The sequence below is a fragment of the Mycobacterium gordonae genome (assembly GCF_017086405.1).
Classification (GTDB): domain Bacteria; phylum Actinomycetota; class Actinomycetes; order Mycobacteriales; family Mycobacteriaceae; genus Mycobacterium; species Mycobacterium gordonae_D.
Genome location: NZ_CP070973.1, coordinates 5854505 through 5873542 on the forward strand (window position 1 = coordinate 5854505; position 19038 = coordinate 5873542).

The window sequence follows — 19038 nt, forward strand, 5'->3', positions numbered from 1 at the left end:
CCGCATCCACCGAATCGACGAATCGAGAATTCCATGAACTGCCGCTTGTGCGACTCCAACCGCATGCTCAGCGTGCTGGATCTGGGTGCGACTCCGCCGTGCGAAAAGATCCTCTCCCCCGAGGAACTCGACCTGCCCGAGCCCACCTACCCGCTGCACCTGCGGTTATGCCAGGACTGCCTGCTGCTGCAGATTCCCGCGCTGATCACGCCCGAGGAGACCTTCACCGAATACGCCTACTACTCCTCGTATTCCGACAGCTGGGTCCAGCATGCCGAAACTTTCGTCGATCAGGCCGCGAGGCGTCTCGGGTTAGGACCCGATTCGTTCATGGTGGAAGTCGCCAGCAACGACGGGTACCTGCTGCAGCACGCCGTCGCGCGGGGCATCCCCTGCCTGGGCATCGAACCGTCCTTGAACGTCGGTGCGGCCGCGACCAAACGTGGCGTGCCCACCGTGTCCGAGTTCCTCAATCCGGCGCTGGCCCGCCGGGTCCGTGCCCAGCACGGTTCGGCAAACCTGGTGGTGGCCAACAACGTCTACGCGCACATACCCGATCTGCGGGGTTTCACTCAGTCGTTGCGCGGACTGCTCGCCGACGACGGGTGGCTGAGCATCGAGGTGCACCACGCGCTGAACCTGGTGTGCCTCGGCCAATTCGACACCATCTATCACGAGCACTTCCAGTACTACACGGTGTTCTCGGCGCAGAACGCGCTCGCCAGCGCCGGCCTGGCCGTCGTCGACGTCGAGCTGTTGCCGACTCACGGCGGGTCCATCCGAGTGTGGGCCCGGCCGATCGAAGTCGCCGGACCGCCGACCGAGCGGGTCAACAAGATTCTGCGTATCGAAGAGGCGGCCGGACTGCACCGCCCCGAGGGCTACCTGCAACTGCGCCACCGCACCGAAGAAATTCGTCACGACCTGCTGCGGTTCCTGATGCAGTGCCGCGCCGAGGGTAAACGGGTCGTCGGCTACGGGGCCCCGGGCAAGGGCAACACCCTGCTGAACTACTGCGGCATCCGCACGGATCTGCTCGAGTACACCGTCGACCGCAACCCCTACAAGCACGGTCACTTCACACCGGGCACCCGGATTCCCATCCACGACCCGGAACTGATCGCCAAGGATCGCCCGGACGTGGTGCTGGTGTTGCCCTGGAACCTGGAGACCGAGATCACCGAACAACTCAGCTACGTCACCGAGTGGGGCGGCCAGATCGTCTACGCACTCCCGAACCTGCACCTGGCGACGAACATGAAATCGCACAGTGCCGCGGTCGGATGAGGCACTGCCGGGGCTGTGGCAACACTGAGCTGCGCCGCGTCCTCGATTTGGGTAAAGCTCCTGCAGCCGAACAATTTCCACTGATCACCGAGCCCCTCACCCCGCAGGAGACCAGGCACGCCCTGGCGATGGACCTGTGCGGCTGCTGCGGCCTTGCCCAACTCGCCGGCGGCGAAGCCTTCGACCTGGCCGAAGAGCAGCAGAGTGTGGAGCCACATGCGATGCGCGAGCAAGCCGTGGACGCAGTGCGACGGGTCGCAGCGGCCGGCTGGCTGCGCGGTGACACGGTTCGCGAGTTCGGCAGTCCGCACGGCGGAACGTGGTTGCCGCTGTTCACCGAACGCGGTTATCGCGAAGCCGAGATCGCCGACGTGGTGCTCGACTCGTTCGGTTTGATGCACGACGCCGATCAGCGGGCCGCCTTGGAACTCCGGGCAAAGGCCACCGCACCCGGCGGCGTCTTGCTGGTGCAGATCCCTTCGCTGGCCGCGATGATCAGCCAGGGTCAGTGGAATCTACTGCGCCACAGCCACTTCGGCTACCACTCACTCACCGCGCTGACGAACCTGCTGGGTGCGGTCGGGATGAGCATCGCCACCGTGTGGGAGTTCGACCTGCTCGGCGGGACATATCTTGTCGCAGCGGTGCACGGCCACGTCGAGCGAGACCGGTGTGCCGATGAGATTCTGAAGTTTGAACGGCATTTCGGGGTGACGCAGCCCGACGTGCTGCGGAAAATGCAGCAGGCGGCTGACACTCATGTCACACAGCTGCGCCAGTGGCTGGAAGCGCAGGCCGAGCGACACCTCTCGGTGTACGCATACTGCGCCGGATCGCGGGTGCCCGGATTGTTCAGCCTCGCCGGGATAGACCGGCGGCTCATCAGAGGCATCGCCGACGCCTCAGCCGACAAGCATGGGCGCCGCATTCCCGGCACCGACATCGAGATCATCGCTCCCGAACAGCTCATCGCCGCCGATCCCGATCGGGTCCTGCTGACGCTTCCCTATCTGTACGACGAGGTTCAGCGCGCGTACCCGCAGCTGAACGGGCGCTGGTGGGTGGATCACGGCACGTCGATCGTTCGGGGTTCGGCGTGACGTCCCCGCGGATTCTCTGGCTTTCACCCTGGATGCGTCCGCTGGCGCGCGTTCAGGCCGAGGCACTGCGTCGCCATGGCGCCGACGTGCTGCTGGTGACCTCCGATCGGCACCCGGAATCCGGACCCGCCCGCGACTACGAACTCGTCCTCGATCCGCGCTTTCGCACCGCCGCTACCTGGGGCCCGAGTTTCACCGCATGGCGCCGTATTCGCCGGTACCGGCCGGACATCGTGATCACCGAGTTGGTGCGCGATCCACGCTGGATCGCGTTGGCCGGCCGGATCCCACGAATTCAGCTGGTGCACGACGATCGCCCGCATGACCCCGCTGAGCGGCGGCCGCCCTACGAACTCGAGGTATTCGACCGGTGGGGCGCCCGTTCGGCGGCCACCGTCACCTACAGCGATTACGTCGCTGCCCGGGTCACCACACGGCGCGACGTGACGGGCATGCCGGTCCACGTGCTGCCACTAACCAGCGACCTGGACCCGGCCTTGGCCGCCGAACCGCTCGGCGCGCAGCTGCGCCGCGACTTCGTCATGATCGGCCGGCTGAATCCCTACAAGAACGTCGACGTGGTGCTGCGGGCATGGCAGCGGCATGTCGACGGAAATCGTTGGCGCGGCGACAAACTGGTGCTGATCGGTGACGGGTCGATCGACGCTGCCCGGCTGCCCCCACACAGCGAATGGCGGTCGGGCCCCTACCGCTACGGCGACGTGCTCGGCACGCTGGCCGCGGCAAAGGGTTCGGTGGCCCACTACCGGAGGGCGTCGCAGAGCGGGGTGCAGGTGCTGTCGATGCAGCTGGGCGTGATGCCCATCGTTTCCGACCGCGGCGGACTGCCCGAGTATCAGCCGCCGGAATGCCGCCCCGTGGGGGTCGATGACATCAGCGGATTGGCAGAGGCTTTCAATGAGCTGGCCGATCCGGCGTGTGCGGCTCGGCTCGGTGCTCTGGCGGCACGCCAGTACGCACAGCGGTTTACCGTCGACCATGCAGCCGAGCGGCTATTGGATGTGATCGGCAGCGTCTACCCGTCCTCGTCGTCATCCCCGCTTTCGCGGAACTTCTTGGGTTGATGCATGCAGTTAGTTCGGGGCCGCCCGAAGTCCAAGGGCTTTGGTGGTATCCATTCGGCGAAGCCGCGGATGTTTCGCCGGGTGGCGTAGTTGTGACGTTCGACCATTCTGTTGTCGCGTCCGCAGGCCAGGGTGAGCTCGTCGATGTGGGTGCGGCGGGCGTTGAACCAGCCCCGGACGTGGTGAACCTGCGTGCCGTAGCCGGGCACGGTGCAGCCGGGACGGGTGCAACCGCCGTCTCTGCCGAGTAGGGCTAGTCGTTGTTCGGGAGACGCCAGGCGCTTGCCGTGGTACCGGGCCAGGGTTTTCTCTTTGTCGATGATGGCCCGGGGGTACCTCCCGCTTGTGGGGGAGTAGTGGTAGGCCGGGGGGGAGGCCAGCCGGCGGACGTCGGATATGGGCAGCAGGGTGCCGCCGGCGGTCAAGACGTGTCCGGTGCCGGTTTCCAGCTCGGTCAGGGTGGTGGGGCGCCAAGGGTTCTCCGGTCGGCGCGCGGCGCGGGCCTAAGTCGGCGGCGTCGGCGATACGGCGGTCCGCGTCGTCCTTGTCGATCCGCAGCCGGTCGGCGAGCGCGTGGCCCAGCGTGCCACCCAGCTCGGCTGAAGTGGTCTGCGCGGCAAGCTGATTGATCAACGTGTGTCCGACCACCGGCAGGCGCCGGCACCGCACTTCCAGTTCACCGAGCGTCGTCATCAACTCCGGGCTGGTCAACAGGTCCGCACCTAGTTCCAACAACCGCGACACCGACCCGCGAAGCGCATCCAACGCCTCCGCCCAGTCGTCACGCGTGCTGCAACTCATACCTCAATTCTATTGCGGGGCAACGGTAACCGAGCACCGCCGCAGATCCCTCAGCCGCAGAACCCGGACACCAACTCCGGGGACCGCACCGCGACGAAGTCGTGCACGTAACCCTGCGGCATCGCGAAGGGATGGAACTCCCCAGAACCCGCCCCCGCATCGAGGAAGTCCATCTGGTCGCGCGCAACGTCGAATTGGGCAATAGGCCGCAACGCCGACTCGGTCAGGTAGAACAGGTGATATCCGAGATCCCGGATCTGACCGAACACATCATCGATCGGCACCGAGAGATGGCGCTGCTCGATCTCGATCAAAATCGCAGGGCGGCAACGCCGGAGCATCTTGGCGCCGCCACGGAGCACCGACATCTCATGCCCTTCGACGTCGATCTTCACGAAGTCGACATCGACATTCTCGAGGACGTCGTCCAAGCGCAGCAGCGGCACCTCGATCTTGCGAACGTCCACACCCTGCCCGTCGAACCCATGTGCCAGACTCCCCTGCGCCGTCACCTGCCGATGGTGGTGTTCGGGCACCAGCAACTGGGCGGTGCCGGTCTCATCGGACACCGCGGCCTGGCTGAAGTGCACTTGAGGTCGCGCCCGGTCGAGCTTGCGCAGCATCGGCGCGTTGTCGGGATGGGGTTCAAAGCTGTAGAGCTGTCCGGCCTTTCCGACGCGGCGGGCCAGGTGATAGGTGAACAGGCCCCAGCTTGCCCCGACGTCGACGACGGTCGCGCCGCGGGCAGTGAAATGATCCGCCACCGTCATGGCCGGGTCCTGGGTCAATCGCCGGCGCCAGAGCGCCTCGGTGGCGGCCGTCATCGCCGAGCGACCCAGCAGCCGGCCGACATTGCGCACCGTCACATACCGCGCCGCCCAGTTGGCCGCTTCGCTCTGCAGCAGAGCAACCTTCATCGTTGAACCGCCTTTCCGTCGAGATCGGTCCACAGCTGCGTCAGCCGCTGATACCACCGGTCCAGCCCGAAGTCGCCGGCGCGGCTACGGGCGGCCTCGCCCAGACTGGCTCGCAGGTCGGAATCTTTGAGCAGTTCGTTCAGCGCATGGGCGAGTTGCTCGGGACGGCCGGGTGCCACCACCAAGCCGGTGACCCGGTCGGTGATCGCCTCGGGGATGCTGCCCACCGAAGTAGTCACCGGCGCAAGCCCGTAGGCCATCGCTTCGAGTAACGCCACAGGCAGTCCCTCGTCGTGGCTGGGTAGTACGAAAATATGTGCACTGCAAAGCAATTCGTCACGTTGGCGCGGATCCAACCAGCCCGCGACGGCGATGGTTTCACCCAGACCGGCGGTGGCAACCGCCGCACGCACCTCGTCCACTTCCCCATCGCCGGCCAACGTCACCCTGAACCGGGCGCGCACCTCGCCGTCCAGCGCGGCGACGGCGCGGATCAGGTCATAGCTGCCCTTACGCACGCCCAAGCGGCCGAGCGAAACCGCATGCACCAGCGGCGCATTTGAGTGCTCCACCGGGTGATCCGGAATCGGAACCGCGTTGTTGAGCACACTGATCCGCCCGGCCGGCAGCCGCAGTCGGCCGGCGTACTCCTCGACGTGGCGGGTACCGAGCACCAGCCACTGATCGGCCACCAGCAGGCGCCGAACCAAACCCTTAGCCGCAGCAGGCAATTTGTCGAACCAGCCGGCGAAATCGTAACTGTGCGCATGCACCACGGCCGGCACCTGCACCCACCGAGCCACGGCCAGGGGCAGCGCCTTGCGCACCACGCTGCCGCCGTGCGCCAGGTGCACGTGCAGCACGTCGACCCGCCGGCGGGCCACCAGCCAGGCGGCCCGCAACATCCCCGATCCGCCCGTCCAGAGCCGAAACCACAGCGGCCCTTCGATATACGTCGGCACCGTGGTCACGCGCACATCGGGGTGGGCGGCCATCAGGGTGATGACGGTCGCCATGCCGCCACGGCTGGCCGCCTGGGCAGGCGCCGGGCCCACCAGCAGCACCCGGGTCACCGCGCCACCTCCGCGAGCTCATCTGCTTCGTCGGCGAGTTCAGCGGATGTCGTGCCGTCATCGCGGTGTCCCCGCATGGCGAACGCCATCGCACCTCCCAGTGTGATGCCGAGCGTCATCGCGTTGGTCGGCTCCTCCGGCAGCGGGTCGATGATGCACATCACCATCAGCCCCATGCTCACTGCCGCGCTGATCTTGGCCGGCACCGACGCGCTGCGCAGCGCCCGCACCAGCGGTGTCAACGCGAACACCGCGAAACCGGCCATCCCGACTGCGCCGGACTTGGCCAGCCACCAGAGGTAGAAGTTGTGGGCGTACGTGGTGCCCAGCGACTGGGTGAATTCGGTCGGATCGTCCCCACCGAAGGGCAGCTGGTAGGCGTAACCCAGCCCGTGCCCGAACAGCGGCGCCTGTGCGATCGCCTCGTTGAGGTGCCGGTCCTCCTCGAATCTGGCCAGCGTCGAGGGATCCTGGGTGAGCGCCGCGCCGGAGGATCTGCCGAGCACCCGGTGACTGAATCCGGTGATCTGATTGGCCAGCCACACCCCGGCCGACGAGTCGCCCAGCAGGAACAACGCACCGGGGATAGTCACCGCCAGAATGCCCACCGCGGTGATCGCCAGCCTGGCCGCCCGGCGCACCGACGACCAGCCCATGCTGGCGAAGAACGCCACCACCGCGGCAACCCCGACCGAGATGAGGGTGTTGCGGGTGAACGCCAGCACCGCCACCACCAACGCGGGCGGACCCAGCAGCAGGTAGGTGGCGGGCTTGACCCGGCCGAGGATCTGCGCGGCGACCAACGCGGTCAGCACGGCGATGGCAGGTATCAGGGCGGAGGTGATGATCCGGTTGGCGTCGTCACCGGTGTCCATCTGCAGGCTTTCGGTGCGGCCGGCCAGCCGGATGCCACCGGAGGAACCCAGGACGGCCATCCCAGCCGAGAACCACAGCGTGAATGCGATCGCGCGCATCGACAGCATGAGGTAGTCGCCGTACACGACCACCAGCGCCAACACGAACCCGGCCAGCATCTCCAACAGGAACGTCGTTTCCCGCACCACGATCGCGGGGGTGTGTCCCATCGAAAAGCCAACCGCGGCAGAATAAATCACGAACAGCCCGAACATGCCCGGGAGCAGGTAGTCGGACATGCGCAGCCGCACCACAGGCAGGACGAAGCAGATGGCCAACACCAGCACCACGTGCGAGGCGTAAATCGACACCGGGCCGATCACTTTGCCCACATGCAGTCCCTGGGGCAGCGCCGCGCATCCCAGAAACAGCGCCAGACCGATCATCAGTTCCGGTTTGGCCCAGTAGACGATCAGGAAGAACGTCAGACCGACCAGCAGGATGCCCTGCGTGGTGTTGCGGACCGACAACGCGCCGTAGCCGAAGCACCCAATCGCGAAGATTGCCAACATGACTGCGCCCATGGCCAGCCGGTGACGACTCCGCAGATAGAGGATCACGTCGGGCCACTGACCTTGGCGCGGTACGTCTTCGTTGCAGCCCTGGTGTGCCGGGCTATCCGGGCGTCGGTCAGCACCGTGCCCACCACATTGGCCCCGGCCGCCCGCAGCGCGGTCAACGCGTCCGCGAGCTCGTCCTCGGTCGTGCGTCCGGCCCGCAGCACCAACACCGTGGCGTCGACCGCGCCGCCGAGCAGGCCGGAGTCTGCGCTGGCCAGCACCGGCGGTCCGTCGACGACGGTTCGCTCGAAAGTCTTTGCCACGTCGGCCAATACCCTGTCCAGCACCTCGGGGAGATAGGCGCTGGTCGGCAGCGTCTCCTTGCGGATCGACCGGGCGGCAAGGACGAACAGCTTGGGAATCGAGGTCGGTTTGGTGGCTTCGGTGGCGATCTCGGGATTGGACAACGCGTTCGACAAGCCCTCGCCCGATTCGACTTTCAGCAATCCGGCGATCACCGGCCGGCGGGTGTCACCTTCGATCAGCAGCACGTCTTCGCCGAGTTCGGCGAAGGCGCGGGACAGGTTGATCGCAGTCGTCGTGGTGCCCTCGCCGCCGAACGGCGCGGTCAGCAGCACCCGGTTGGTTCCCGGCCCCATCGCCCGCAGCAGCCGGGCCCGCAAGCCGCGCACGGCGTCGTCAAAGGAGATGTCGGTGCCGAATCGCGGCGCGCTGCCGCGGTGCCCGGGCAGCTCGGCCAGGGTCGGCAGCCCGGAGAGGGTTTCCGCCTTCGCGCGGTCGCGCACGGTGCGATCTGCGGCCTCGCGGGTCAGCGCTACGCCGGTGCCCAGCAGCAGCCCGGCCACCAGACCCATCGCCATGTTGCGCACCGGTACCGGCTTGACCGGCTTGTCGGGCACGCCGGGCTGCTCGATAACCGTCGCCCTTGCCACCGGCAACGGGGTGCCTGAAGCAGGGCTCTGCGTCGTTTGCGAGGACGTCGTCGACGCCACCGGTGTCTCGCTGGGTTGGGTTGACGGTTGCTCCCCGTCGGCGACGGGGGCTGCCGAGGCGGGCACGGTCGGCGCCGTGGTCGTGGCAGGGGTGCCGGTCGGCTTCGGGGTGCCCCCGAGTGAGCCGACCATCATGGTGAACTCGTCGGCCACGGCTTTGGCCAGGGTCGCGGCGCGCTGTGGATCGGTGTCGGTGACCGTGATGGTGAACAGCGTTGTCTTCGGGGTGAATGCCACCTTGGTCTGACTAGCCAGCTGGTCGGCACTGACCGGCAGGTGAAATTGGGCGACGGCCTTGTCCGCCACGGCATGACCGCCGGCGATCGCCGCATACGACGACAACCGCTCCTGGGCGGCCTGGGTGCCCTGGTAGACCTGCATGAGGTCGGTCTCACCGGAGAACGAGATCAGTACCGTCGCTGAGGATTCGTAGCTCTTGGTCTGGAACGCCGTGATCGCCGCCGCGCCGGCCAAGCAGGCCAGTACGGCACCCAGGAAGAGCTTCCAGTGCAGCAAAAGGGTCCGGACGAACGTTCGGAAATCCATCTGATGCCTCTCTGGGGCTACCGCGCGATCACCTCACCGAGCGGGGAGCACAGTTTGTCCCCCCACAGCTAATTTACCTACTTTTGGTACGATAAACAAACTGTGACCAGTCTATCGGTATGGCCAGTCGGCCGGCGTCACGCTTTCGGGTTGCCCGCCAGCACGTCACGCGGCACGTCGAGCGTGGCCACCGGGTAGAAACCGGAGTCGTCCCGGCCATCGCGGGCCAGCTGCATGGGTGGGTAGTTCACCGCATGCGAACCGTTCGGCTTGTGCTGTTGCCACTCGACCGCCGCACGCAGCGTGTAGTGACCCGGCGCCAGGCCTTTGAGGTCGATGTGCACGGACTCAGTGGCCGACGCGGGCGGCGGCTGATCGATGCTGCGGTCGCCCGACGAATCGGGCACCAGGCCGCGCAGGTCGACGGTGGCGGGCAGGGTCCGAATCGTCTTCCCGGCGAAGTCGACCAGCCGGTAGCCCGGCACCCACTTCTCGGTGGCCGCCGCGGCGCCGTAGTTCGTCCACGTGACGGAGATGGACGCCACCTGATCCTGCAGCGATTGCGACCCCGCCCGGGCTTCCACCGAGTAGCGGTAGCCTGCGACGGCGTTGGCCTGCGCCCAGAGCACGTACAGCTTGGGATCCATCGGCGAGGTGGCGTCCTGATCCGGGAAGTTGACGCTCGACGTCATCGAGACGTGGTAGCGGATCACGTCGTGCAGGCCCTTGTCGTAGTAGGACTGCGGGGTGGTCCCGTCGGGGAGCTGGCACCACTCGGTGATCACGGGCGCCTTGCCCAGGCGGTCCTTCAGCGCGCCGACCAACGGGTCGGAGGTCTGCACGTAGTGCCCCGACTCCGCCCAGACCGGCAGTGGTGCGTAGACGCCCAGACAGTCCGACCGGACCCCGACCGGCGCCACCAGTTTCTTGGTGACGTCGTCGGCCAGCAGTTGGCGCATGATCTCGGGGTTGTTGGGAGTGGCCACCACCTGCGTGTGGGGGAAGGCGTTGACGTTCGCTGCGACCAACTGCTGGATCGAGGCCTTGGTGATGTTCTGGTCGCGGAACTGGCTGTAATAGCCCAGCGCCGCCTCACTCTGGTCGGGGCTGGGCCCCGCCGCATTCAGCGAATCACGCAGGTAGGCGACGTGATTTTCGCTGAAGTCCCCGTATCCGGAGAACTCGAAGACGCTGAGCCGCTCGTCGTTGTCGTAGCGGCGCCCCAGGGCGGCCAGCAACTGGGCGAAGTCGTTGAGGTAGGTGGGGTCGTTGAAGTTCGGCACCACTTGCACCGGCCCGTTGCCCGTACCGGGATAGCTGGTGCTGGTGCCGGTTTTGGCCCGTTCCCAGTCGGGGATCTCGATGTTGGTGTTGTTCGGGTAGGTGGCGTTGCAGCACGAGTTGTACGACTGCACCCGCAGTGTCAGCCGCATCCGGCGCTCGGCGAGCTTGTTCAGCGCGTCGTCGATGACGCTGAAGTCGAACCTGCGGTCGTCGGGCGCGTCCGGGGGAAGTGTCGCCGGGTCGATCGGCTGCAACTGCCGCCAGGTGACCCGCAGGCTCGCGTCATAGGACGCGGGCCAGGCCGGGTAGCGCTGCTGGGCCGGCTCACCCTGCGGGAAGAGCGGCTCCAGCAGGTCCTCGTACTGCCCGCGCAGCGGGTTGGATATCTCCTGGGCGGCCGGCGGGATGGCGGGACTCACCATTGCGGCCAGCGGGCCGGGATCGGTGTGTGAGCGACCGCAGGCGCCGATCAACAGCGCGGTGCCGGCGACGAGGACAGTTACGCAGGCGACAGCGACAAGAGTGATTTTCCTAATTGTTCGAACCAATCTCTGCGTGAGCTAGATTGCGCCGAGCGTCAGCGCCTCACGGTCGGCGAGGAACGGCATCGGCATCCAGCGAGCGGCCAGCAACGCCTCCATGGCGTTGCCCGGAACGGGGCGGGACAACAAGAATCCCTGCGCCCGGTGACAACCATGTTGCATCAAAGTCAATGCGGCGGCAGGGGTCTCGACGCCCTCGGCCACCAATTGCAGGCCGAACGCCTCGGCCAGACCGATGATCGCGCGCACGATGGCCAGGTCACCGGCGTTGGTGCCCAGATCGCGAACAAACCCGGTGTCGATTTTGAGCATGTCGACGGGAAGGGACTTCAGGTGCGACAACACCGCGTAGCCGGTGCCGAAGTCGTCGATGGCGATCTGCACCCCGACCTCTTTGAGCTCCGAGAGGGTCTTGCGGGTGGCTTCGATGTCGTGGACCACCGCACGCTCGGTGATCTCGAGGCAGACCGAGCCGCCGTCGATTCCGAATTCCTCGATCGTGTCGGCCACGCTACGGACGAAGCCGCGGGTGATCAGCTGCACGGGTGACACATTGATGCGCAGCACCGCGCTCTGCCCAACGCCGTTGGACCGCCACCGGCTGAACTCCGCGCAGGCGCTGCGCATCACCCAGCGGCCGAGTTCACCGGCGAGGTTGGTCGACTCGGCGACCCCGATGAACGAGTCGGGCAGCAGCAAACCCCAGATCGGGTGCCGCCACCGGACCAGCGCCTCGGCGGCCACGATCGCGCCGGTCCACAGGTCGACCTCGGGCAGGTAGTGCAGCAGCAGCGCTTCGCTGTCGATGTCGCCCTGCAGGTGCAGCTCGATGTCGTTGCGGAACGCGCTCTTGAGCGACATGTCGTCGGTGGACAGGGCCACCTGGTTTCCGCCGGCGCGCTTGGCGGTCAGCACCGCTTCGTCTGCGCGGCGCAACAGATCGGTGCTGTTGTCCCGGCCGGGCATGCCCACGGCCAGCCCGATGCTGACCGTGCGGGTGATCTGGTGGCCCCCGATGGCCAGGCGCTCACGCAGCATCGTGCCCAGGCGACGGGCGAACGATTCGGCCGCCGCACTCGACATCGTCTGGTCCGGAATGACGACGAACTCGTCGCCACCGAGTCGCGCGATCATGCTCTGGCTGCCGGCACACACCCGCAGGCGCTGGGCGAACACCCGGATGAACCAGTCGCCCGCGGTGTGGCCGAGGTAGTCGTTGATGGACTTGAGCCGGTCGAGGTCCATGTAGAGCACCGCGACGGGCCCGGGGTTGCCGGCCGCCAGGCGGTCGGACAGGTGGGCGACCAGCGCCCGGCGGTTGTACAACCCGGTCAGGTCGTCGTGCTCGGCTAGATATCGCAGCTTCTCTTCAGCGGCGATCCGGGCCTGCAGTTGGGCGAACAGCGCCGCGACGGCCTCGAGGGTGTTGATCTCTTCCTGTTTCCACCTGCGTGCGCCGAACTTGACGAAACCCAGCACGCCTGTCGTCATCTCGCCCGACACCAGCGGCGCGGCCGCCACGGATGGCGACGCGGTCTGTTTGGCGCCCCCTACCCACCGCAGCGACCGGTTGCTCTGGTCGGGCCGGATCACCACCGGCTTGCGGCCGTGCTCACATTGGGCAAGCACCGGGTCGGCGCTGGTGAAGTGGACGACCGCCTGCGGGTCGGGATCCGGGACGTTGTCGCGCGGCGGCCATTCGGCCACCAGGACCGAGGCACGGATGTCGTGGTCGTGGTGGCGCAGGAAACTCGCGTCCACGTCGAATTGCTCCACCAGTTGAGCGAGCACCCGCTCACTCACCTGCGTAGCGGTGGACGCGGTCGCCTCCATGAGCTGAGTAGCCACCGAGGTGACGACGAGGTCCAAGCTGCGCGGCAACGAGACCTCCGATGTTGTGCACATGCCTACGGCTGCGTCAATTATGGGTGACCAACCCGTTCGGCGGACCGTATTCGGGCCCGCCGGTCATCGATGCCCGGCGATGCGCATCGAGGTGGCCGCTTACCCGGACCGCCGCAGGTCACGGATGGATTTCCTGGTTAACAGAGACTAGCATGCAAGCCCTCCGCTGCCCCGGCGGAAAGTCGGCTGACCTGCGTGGTCGCCTCGGACTACGCGTGCGGGCTCGACTAGGGTCAGGCAGATGTCTGTCGCACGATCGGCCAAACGGTTGCTCGCGCCGGCGGCCAAGACCGTCGCGCCGCACATGTTCTGGAAGCGCAAATTCAAGATTCTGCAGCGGCTGGGCGAGTCCCGTCCGGATGTGGCGCTGGTGACCTCGCTGTGCGACCCCGAACGAGTGTCCCTGGATATCGGAGCCGATGTCGGCGAGTTCGCGATCGCGATGCTGTCCTCGTCGCGCTCGGTGATCGCGTTCGAACCCCGGCCGGCACAAGCCCGCGACCTGGCGCTGATGTTCGCCGCCGCCGGGGCGGCGGTGCGCATCGAAGCGGTGGCCCTGTCCGACCAGCCCGGAGCCACGGCGATGCGGGTGGTGGAATCCGATCCCGGCCGCAGCACCATAGATGACGAGAATGTCCTGGACACCGCGGTCGGCGGCCCGGTCGCGACCATTGAGGTTCCAGTGAAGCGCCTGGACGATCTGCGCCTGGACGACGTGGGCCTGGTCAAGATCGACGTCGAGGGCCACGAGCTCGCCGTCCTTCGCGGCGCGGTGAACACGCTGCGGCGCAACCGGCCGACCATCGTGGTGGAGGCCGAGGAACGCCATCACGCCAACGCCGTCGCCGACATCACCGCGCTGCTGACCGGGCTCGGTTTCCGCGGGTACTTCTGGCTCGAGGACCAGCGCCGGCCCATCGAGGAGTTCGACGCCGCCACCCACCAGAATCCCGCCCACATCGGCGGAGCCGAAGACGACTGGGCGCCGCGCGGGGTGTACGTCAACAACTTCGTCTTCGAGCCGGCGGACGCCTGAGCGGGCTTGACGCCGTCAAGCCGTGAGACAGCTCACAATTTCGGCTTCTTCTGTCACGGATCGCCGGTCGACGGTGTCTGAAAGGTGTAACCGAACACCGAGAAGGAGACAACGATGTCTGAACAGTCGAACTCAAACAACCGGAAGGCGCACGTCGTCGTGCTGGGCGGCGGGTACGCCGGGACGATGGCGGCCAACCACCTCCGGCTGCGGACCGACGTCGACATCACCCTGGTCAATCCGCGCCCGCAGTTCGTCGAGCGGATCCGGCTGCACCAGCTGGCCGCCGGCACCGGAACCGCCACCGCGGACTACGGCGCGCTGTTGGGCGAAGGCGTCCGGCTGGTCGTCGACACCGCCGACCACATCGACGCCGCCGCCCAGCGGGTGCTACTGGCCTCGGGTGCCGAGCTGGATTACGACTATCTGATCTACGCGATCGGCAGCACCGGTGCCGCACCGGTCGCGGTGCCGGGCGCGACGGAGTACGCGCACGTGCTGTCCGAGCTGGAAGGCGCGCAGAAGCTGCGTTACGCATTGGCCGATCTGCGCGACGACGCCCCGGTAACCGTCGTCGGAGCCGGCTTGACCGGCATCGAAGCCGCCGGCGAACTCGGTGAACAGGGCCGCGCGGTGACCCTGGTGTGTGGTGGCATTCTGGGCCCGTCGCTGAGCCGACCGGGCCGGCGTTCGGTGGCCAGGCAACTGCGCAAGCTCGGCGTGAACGTGCTCGAATCCGCGGCCGTCACCGAGGTCCGCTGGGATTCGGTGGTGCTCGGCGACGGCACAATGCTGCCGAGCGCGGTGACAGTGTGGACGGCCGGCTTCGGCGTTCCGGATCTGGCCGTCCGCAGTGGGCTGCGCACCGATTCGCTGGGCCGGCTGCTCACCGACGAGACGTTGACCAGCGTCAGCGACGAGCACATCGTCGCCGCCGGCGATGCCGCCGCACCCTCCAACCAGCCGTTGCGAATGAGCTGCCAGGCTGCCATTCCACTGGCCGCCCAGGCCGCCAACACGGTGTTGTCCCGGATCGCCGGGACCGCTCCGGCGGTGCTCGACCAGGCGTTCACCGGGCAGTGCATCAGTGTCGGCCGCACTTTCGGCACCATCCAGCTGGCCCGCAAAGACGACACCCCAGTGAACCTGTACATCGGCGGCCGCACGGCGGCGTCGATCAAGGAGTTGGTCTGCAAGGGCACCCTGTGGGGCCTGCGCAAGGAGGCGGCGAAGCCCGGCTGGTACCGCTGGCTCAAGGGCGGCAGCCGGCCGGCGCAGCTGCCTGCCGACCAGCAGACCGTGCTGCGGTGAGCGTGGCGTCATCGAACGACGGCGGGCATGCGGAGCGCTTCACCCTGCTGCGCCCGCTGTTGTTCACCATTGCCTACGAGATCCTCGGCTCGGCCACCGAAGCCGACGACGTACTGCAGGACAGCTACCTGCGCTGGGCCGAAGTCGAGCTGTCGGACGTGCGGGACACTAAGTCCTACCTCGCCCGGCTGGTCACCCGGCAGGCGCTCAACGCGCTGCGGGCCCAGGCGCGCCGCCGCGAGGAGTACGTCGGGCCCTGGCTGCCCGAGCCGCTGCTGCTCAAAGACCAGGACGCCTCGGCCGACGTGGTATTGGCCGAGTCGGTGTCGATGGCCATGTTGATCCTGCTCGAAGCGCTGACCCCGGACGAGCGGGCGGTGTTCGTGCTGCGGGAAGTTTTCGGGTTCGACTACAGCGAAATCGCGGACGCAGTGGGCAAGCCGGCGGCGACCGTGCGCCAGGTCGCACACCGGGCACGCGAACACGTGCACGCACGGCGCAAGCGATTCGGTTCGGTGGACTCCCGGCGCAACGCGGAGATCACCGCGCAGTTCCTGGCCACGGCGGCCAACGGCGACGTCGAGGCGCTGGTGGGCATGCTGGCCCCGGACGCCGTGTGGATGGCCGACGGGGGCGGCAAGGTCAGCGCGGCGCGCAAGCCGGTGGTGGGTGCGGACAAGGTCGCCAAGGCTATCGTCGGCCTCCTGCGCAAGACGCACGCCCAGTTACACATCGAGACGGTGACCTGCAACAGCGCGCCAGCCGTGGTGTTCTACCTGGCCGGCCGCATGGAAGGCGTGATCACCGTCGAGATTGTCGACGACAAGATCACCAACTTCTACGCGATGCGCAACCCCGACAAGCTCGTGGCGCTGGGTAACACGCGGCAGATCAGCCGCCGCTGACCTCGGCCCTGGCGTGCGACGATCCATGGTTCTGTCAAGCTAGGTCGGTGCGAATCGACCGGCTCGGCGATCTGGGTGGTGCGCCGCAGGTGCTGCGCGCCGTCGGCCGCGCCACCGGCCGGCTCGGCCTGCCTCCGCCGGCGGCACTGACCGGTGAGTGGTTCGGCGCGTCGGCCGTCATCGCCCCCAGCGTGTCGGTGCAGCGGATTGCTGCCGGTGAGGTGTTCTGCGCCCCCGAGGAAGCGGTCCGCGCGGCAAAGGCCGAGCTGGGAGCGGTGGGTGGCGGCTGGATCGGCTTCCTGTCCTATCCGGACGCGGGAGCAGACGGTTTGCCGCACCGGATTCCCGAGGCTGCTGGCGGCTGGACTGACTGCGTCCTGCGGCGCGATCTCAACGGGCAATGGTGGTATGAGAGCCTGTCCGGCGCACGACTGCCGGACTGGTTGGCCGAGGCACTGACGCTGCCCCCCAGAACGGCACCAATGTGCCAGATCGAGTGGACGACCGGAGACCGCTCAGCACACCGTGAAGGTGTGCTGGCATGCTTGGAGGCGATCGCGGCCGGCGAGGTGTACCAGGCTTGCGTGTGCACCCGGTTCACCGGAAACGTCAGCGGATCCCCGCTGGACTTCTTCATCGACGGCGTCGCCCGAACCTCCCCGGCCCGAGCGGCCTACGTCGCGGGCCGGTGGGGCGCAGTGGCGTCGCTGTCTCCGGAACTGTTCCTACACCGCCGAGGTGACGTGGTGACGTCCAGCCCGATCAAGGGCACGCTGCCACTGGATGCCTGGCCGTCGGCACTGAGGGCCTCACCCAAGGAAGTCGCCGAGAACATCATGATCGTCGACCTAGTGCGTAATGACCTTGGTCGAGTGGCTATTACGGGATCCGTCCACGTTCCGGAACTGTTGGTGGTGCGGCGCGCACCCGGAGTGTGGCATCTGGTGTCGACGGTATCGGCCCGAGTACCGGCCGAGCTGCCGATGTCGCAGTTACTGGACGCCACCTTTCCCCCGGCATCGGTCACCGGCACGCCGAAACTACGTGCGCGCCAGCTTATTTCGCAGTGGGAGCAAAATAGGCGCGGAATATATTGCGGCACAGTCGGAATGGCCTCCCCAGTGGCAGGTTGCGAGCTCAACGTCGCGATCCGGACTGTCGAGTTCGACCCGCTGGGCAATGCTGTGCTCGGCGTGGGCGGCGGCATCACGGCTGACTCCGACCCAGACGCCGAATGGGCGGAGTGCCTGCACAAGGCCGCACCGGTGGTCGAGCCGCCGACGTCCGTGACGGCGACGCGAGTTAGCTGAGCAAAGTCTCGACGGATTAACCGAGAGGTGCGGATTTTCCCGATCGGCCACATGAGCTGCGCGGTGCGCATAAGCTGCTGCCATCGACGCGTGTTCGTGAGCGCGGATGCGGGCGTGGGGAAGGGACTGTCATGAGAGTTGCAATCGTTGGCGCTGCGGCTGCCGCCGTGTTGGGTGGCGCGCTGGCGGTTGCGCCCTTGACGATCTCCAACCAGAGCCGAACGTCGACCGGGGCTGGCACCTGCAGCGCAGGTCAGCAGTGCGACAAGCTGGCATCGGTGCTCATGCCGCAAACCGGCAAGCCCGCCGCGACCGCGCCCAATGGCGCGCCGTCAGCACTCGAGCCGCCAGAGCCAGTGTCACCGGCGGTGGCGCCCAAGCCGCCCGCCGAGCCTGCCGCCTACACACCTCCCAACCCGTCGCCCGCCGGACCCGGACTGTTACCCGGCGCCAACAACACCGTCCCCCCTGCCTCGCCACCCACCGGTGCGCTGCCCCCGGGCTTCGACCCGAACGCCGCGGCGCTCCCCGGCATCGGCGGCGTGCCCGGTGTCGGCATCCCGGGCCTGCCGGATCTCTACGGCTACGCCGGTGGTGTGGCCGGCCTGGCCGGCGTGCCGTACGGAGTGAACGCGGCGTCTGCCGTCGTCAACGGCGTCCTCGGCGTCGGCAACACCGTGGCCAGCGTGGTGTCCACGAGCGCGCTGGCCGTCACCTATGTGGTGCTGGCGTACAACGCTCTGCAGTCCTCGGGCATTCTGCCCGCGGCGCAGGGAACCATCAGCTCGCTCGGCTCGATGCTGCTGCCGTCGGCAGCTGCGGCCCTGCCGGCGGCCGCTCTGCCCGCGCTGAGCCTGCCGGGGCTGCCGGCTCTCAGCATTCCGGGCCTGCCGGGTATCTCGCCCGCCGGTCTGATCGGTCTGGCCGCCGCCGGTGGCCTGCCCGGCATCAGCCTGCCGGGGCTGCCCGACATCTCACCGGCGAGCCTGATGGCCCTGGCCTCCGCGGGCCTGCCGGGCCTGCCGGGTGTGTCGCCGACCGATCTGCTCGCGCTGGCGGCCGCCGGCGGTATCCCAGGTCTGCCGAGCCTGCCGGGTGTGAACCCGGCGGCGCTGATCGCCGCTCTGCCGGCGATCGCCGCCGGCATTCCGGGTCTGCCGCCGCTGCCCGGGATCGACCCGGCGATGCTGGCGGCGGCACTGCCCGCATTGACCGGTGGCGGCATCCCGGGCGTCAACCCCGCGATGCTGGCGGCGGCGCTGCCCGCCCTGCTCGGCGGCGCACCGGCACTGCCGGGCGTGGACCCGGCCACGGTGCTCGCCGCGCTGCCGGCCATGGCCGCCGCGGCCGGTATCCCCACGGCGCTGCCGCAGGGTCTGCCCCCGCTGCCGCAAGGCCTGCCGCCGCTGCCCGCCCCGCCGCCGCTGCCGGCCCTGCCGGCCATCCCGCACCCGCCGCTGTGCCCCATCCCGGGCGGACCCTGCTTCTGAGCTTCCGAGGGCTGGCTG

15 protein-coding genes and 1 pseudogene are annotated in these 19038 nt (G+C 67.8%); 8 read left to right on the forward strand and 8 right to left on the reverse strand.

All coding sequences use genetic code 11. The features are described 5' to 3' along the window. Window positions 1-33: 33 nt before the first annotated feature. The 3 genes from JX552_RS25020 to JX552_RS25030 are packed head-to-tail and all read left to right on the forward strand — an operon-like array spanning window position 34 to window position 3472. Window positions 34-1287, forward strand: a complete 1254-nt coding sequence (locus JX552_RS25020; protein ID WP_205874496.1) for a class I SAM-dependent methyltransferase — start codon at window positions 34-36, stop codon at window positions 1285-1287. Continuing rightward, window positions 1284-2387, forward strand: a complete 1104-nt coding sequence (locus JX552_RS25025) for a transferase (protein WP_205874497.1) — start codon at window positions 1284-1286, stop codon at window positions 2385-2387. The genes JX552_RS25020 and JX552_RS25025 overlap by 4 nt, the downstream gene beginning before the upstream one ends. Before the next feature lie 11 nt (window positions 2388-2398). Further along, entirely contained in the window at window positions 2399-3472 is a 1074-nt protein-coding gene (locus JX552_RS25030; RefSeq protein WP_205878677.1) for a glycosyltransferase family 4 protein, read from the forward strand. Here JX552_RS25030 and JX552_RS34290 read toward each other — a convergent pair. The 8 genes and pseudogenes from JX552_RS34290 to JX552_RS25065 form a co-directional block, all read right to left on the reverse strand. After that, window positions 3424-3897 carry an HNH endonuclease signature motif containing protein gene (locus tag JX552_RS34290; RefSeq protein WP_431195891.1) on the reverse strand — a complete coding sequence of 158 codons (474 nt, stop codon included), beginning with the start codon at window positions 3895-3897 and terminating at the stop codon, window positions 3424-3426. The genes JX552_RS25030 and JX552_RS34290 overlap by 49 nt on opposite strands. 112 nt (window positions 3898-4009) lie before the next feature. Further along, window positions 4010-4273, reverse strand: a pseudogene (locus tag JX552_RS34295) (DUF222 domain-containing protein); the annotation flags it as partial. A gap of 50 nt (window positions 4274-4323) precedes the next feature. Then, window positions 4324-5190 (reverse strand): FkbM family methyltransferase, encoded by an 867-nt coding sequence (locus tag JX552_RS25040; protein ID WP_205874498.1) that lies wholly within the window; start codon window positions 5188-5190, stop codon window positions 4324-4326. Then, complete coding sequence (locus tag JX552_RS25045) at window positions 5187-6263, reverse strand: glycosyltransferase family 4 protein (protein WP_241010722.1); 1077 nt, start codon at window positions 6261-6263, stop codon at window positions 5187-5189. Before JX552_RS25045 ends, JX552_RS25040 begins: the two co-directional genes overlap by 4 nt. Further along, window positions 6260-7690 (reverse strand): O-antigen ligase family protein, encoded by a 1431-nt coding sequence (locus tag JX552_RS25050; RefSeq protein ID WP_241010723.1) that lies wholly within the window; start codon window positions 7688-7690, stop codon window positions 6260-6262. Before JX552_RS25050 ends, JX552_RS25045 begins: the two co-directional genes overlap by 4 nt. 44 nt (window positions 7691-7734) lie before the next feature. Continuing rightward, window positions 7735-9237, reverse strand: a complete 1503-nt coding sequence (locus JX552_RS25055) for a tyrosine-protein kinase domain-containing protein (RefSeq protein ID WP_205874500.1) — start codon at window positions 9235-9237, stop codon at window positions 7735-7737. A 137-nt stretch (window positions 9238-9374) separates the two neighbouring features. Beyond that, the gene (locus JX552_RS25060; protein WP_431195892.1) at window positions 9375-10943 is read right to left on the reverse strand and encodes a hypothetical protein; all 1569 of its coding nucleotides are present in this window, start codon (window positions 10941-10943) and stop codon (window positions 9375-9377) included. Window positions 10944-11081: 138 nt separating this feature from the next. After that, window positions 11082-12944 (reverse strand): putative bifunctional diguanylate cyclase/phosphodiesterase, encoded by a 1863-nt coding sequence (locus JX552_RS25065; protein WP_205878679.1) that lies wholly within the window; start codon window positions 12942-12944, stop codon window positions 11082-11084. A 265-nt stretch (window positions 12945-13209) separates the two neighbouring features. Here JX552_RS25065 and JX552_RS25070 point away from each other — a divergent pair, with 265 nt between their 5' ends. From JX552_RS25070 to JX552_RS25090, 5 genes are all read left to right on the forward strand, one after another. Beyond that, window positions 13210-14004, forward strand: coding sequence for an FkbM family methyltransferase (locus JX552_RS25070; protein WP_205874502.1), 795 nt, complete (start codon window positions 13210-13212; stop codon window positions 14002-14004). A 114-nt stretch (window positions 14005-14118) separates the two neighbouring features. Continuing rightward, window positions 14119-15315: an NAD(P)/FAD-dependent oxidoreductase gene (locus JX552_RS25075; RefSeq protein ID WP_205874503.1), complete on the forward strand. Its 1197-nt coding sequence runs from the start codon at window positions 14119-14121 to the stop codon at window positions 15313-15315. Window positions 15316-15317: 2 nt separating this feature from the next. Continuing rightward, window positions 15318-16220 (forward strand): RNA polymerase sigma-70 factor, encoded by a 903-nt coding sequence (locus JX552_RS25080; protein ID WP_205878680.1) that lies wholly within the window; start codon window positions 15318-15320, stop codon window positions 16218-16220. Between the two features lie 47 nt (window positions 16221-16267). Next, window positions 16268-17530: an aminodeoxychorismate synthase component I gene (locus JX552_RS25085; RefSeq protein WP_205874504.1), complete on the forward strand. Its 1263-nt coding sequence runs from the start codon at window positions 16268-16270 to the stop codon at window positions 17528-17530. A 131-nt stretch (window positions 17531-17661) separates the two neighbouring features. Next, the gene (locus JX552_RS25090; protein ID WP_205874505.1) at window positions 17662-19020 is read left to right on the forward strand and encodes a hypothetical protein; all 1359 of its coding nucleotides are present in this window, start codon (window positions 17662-17664) and stop codon (window positions 19018-19020) included. The last annotated feature ends 18 nt before the right edge of the window (window positions 19021-19038 follow it).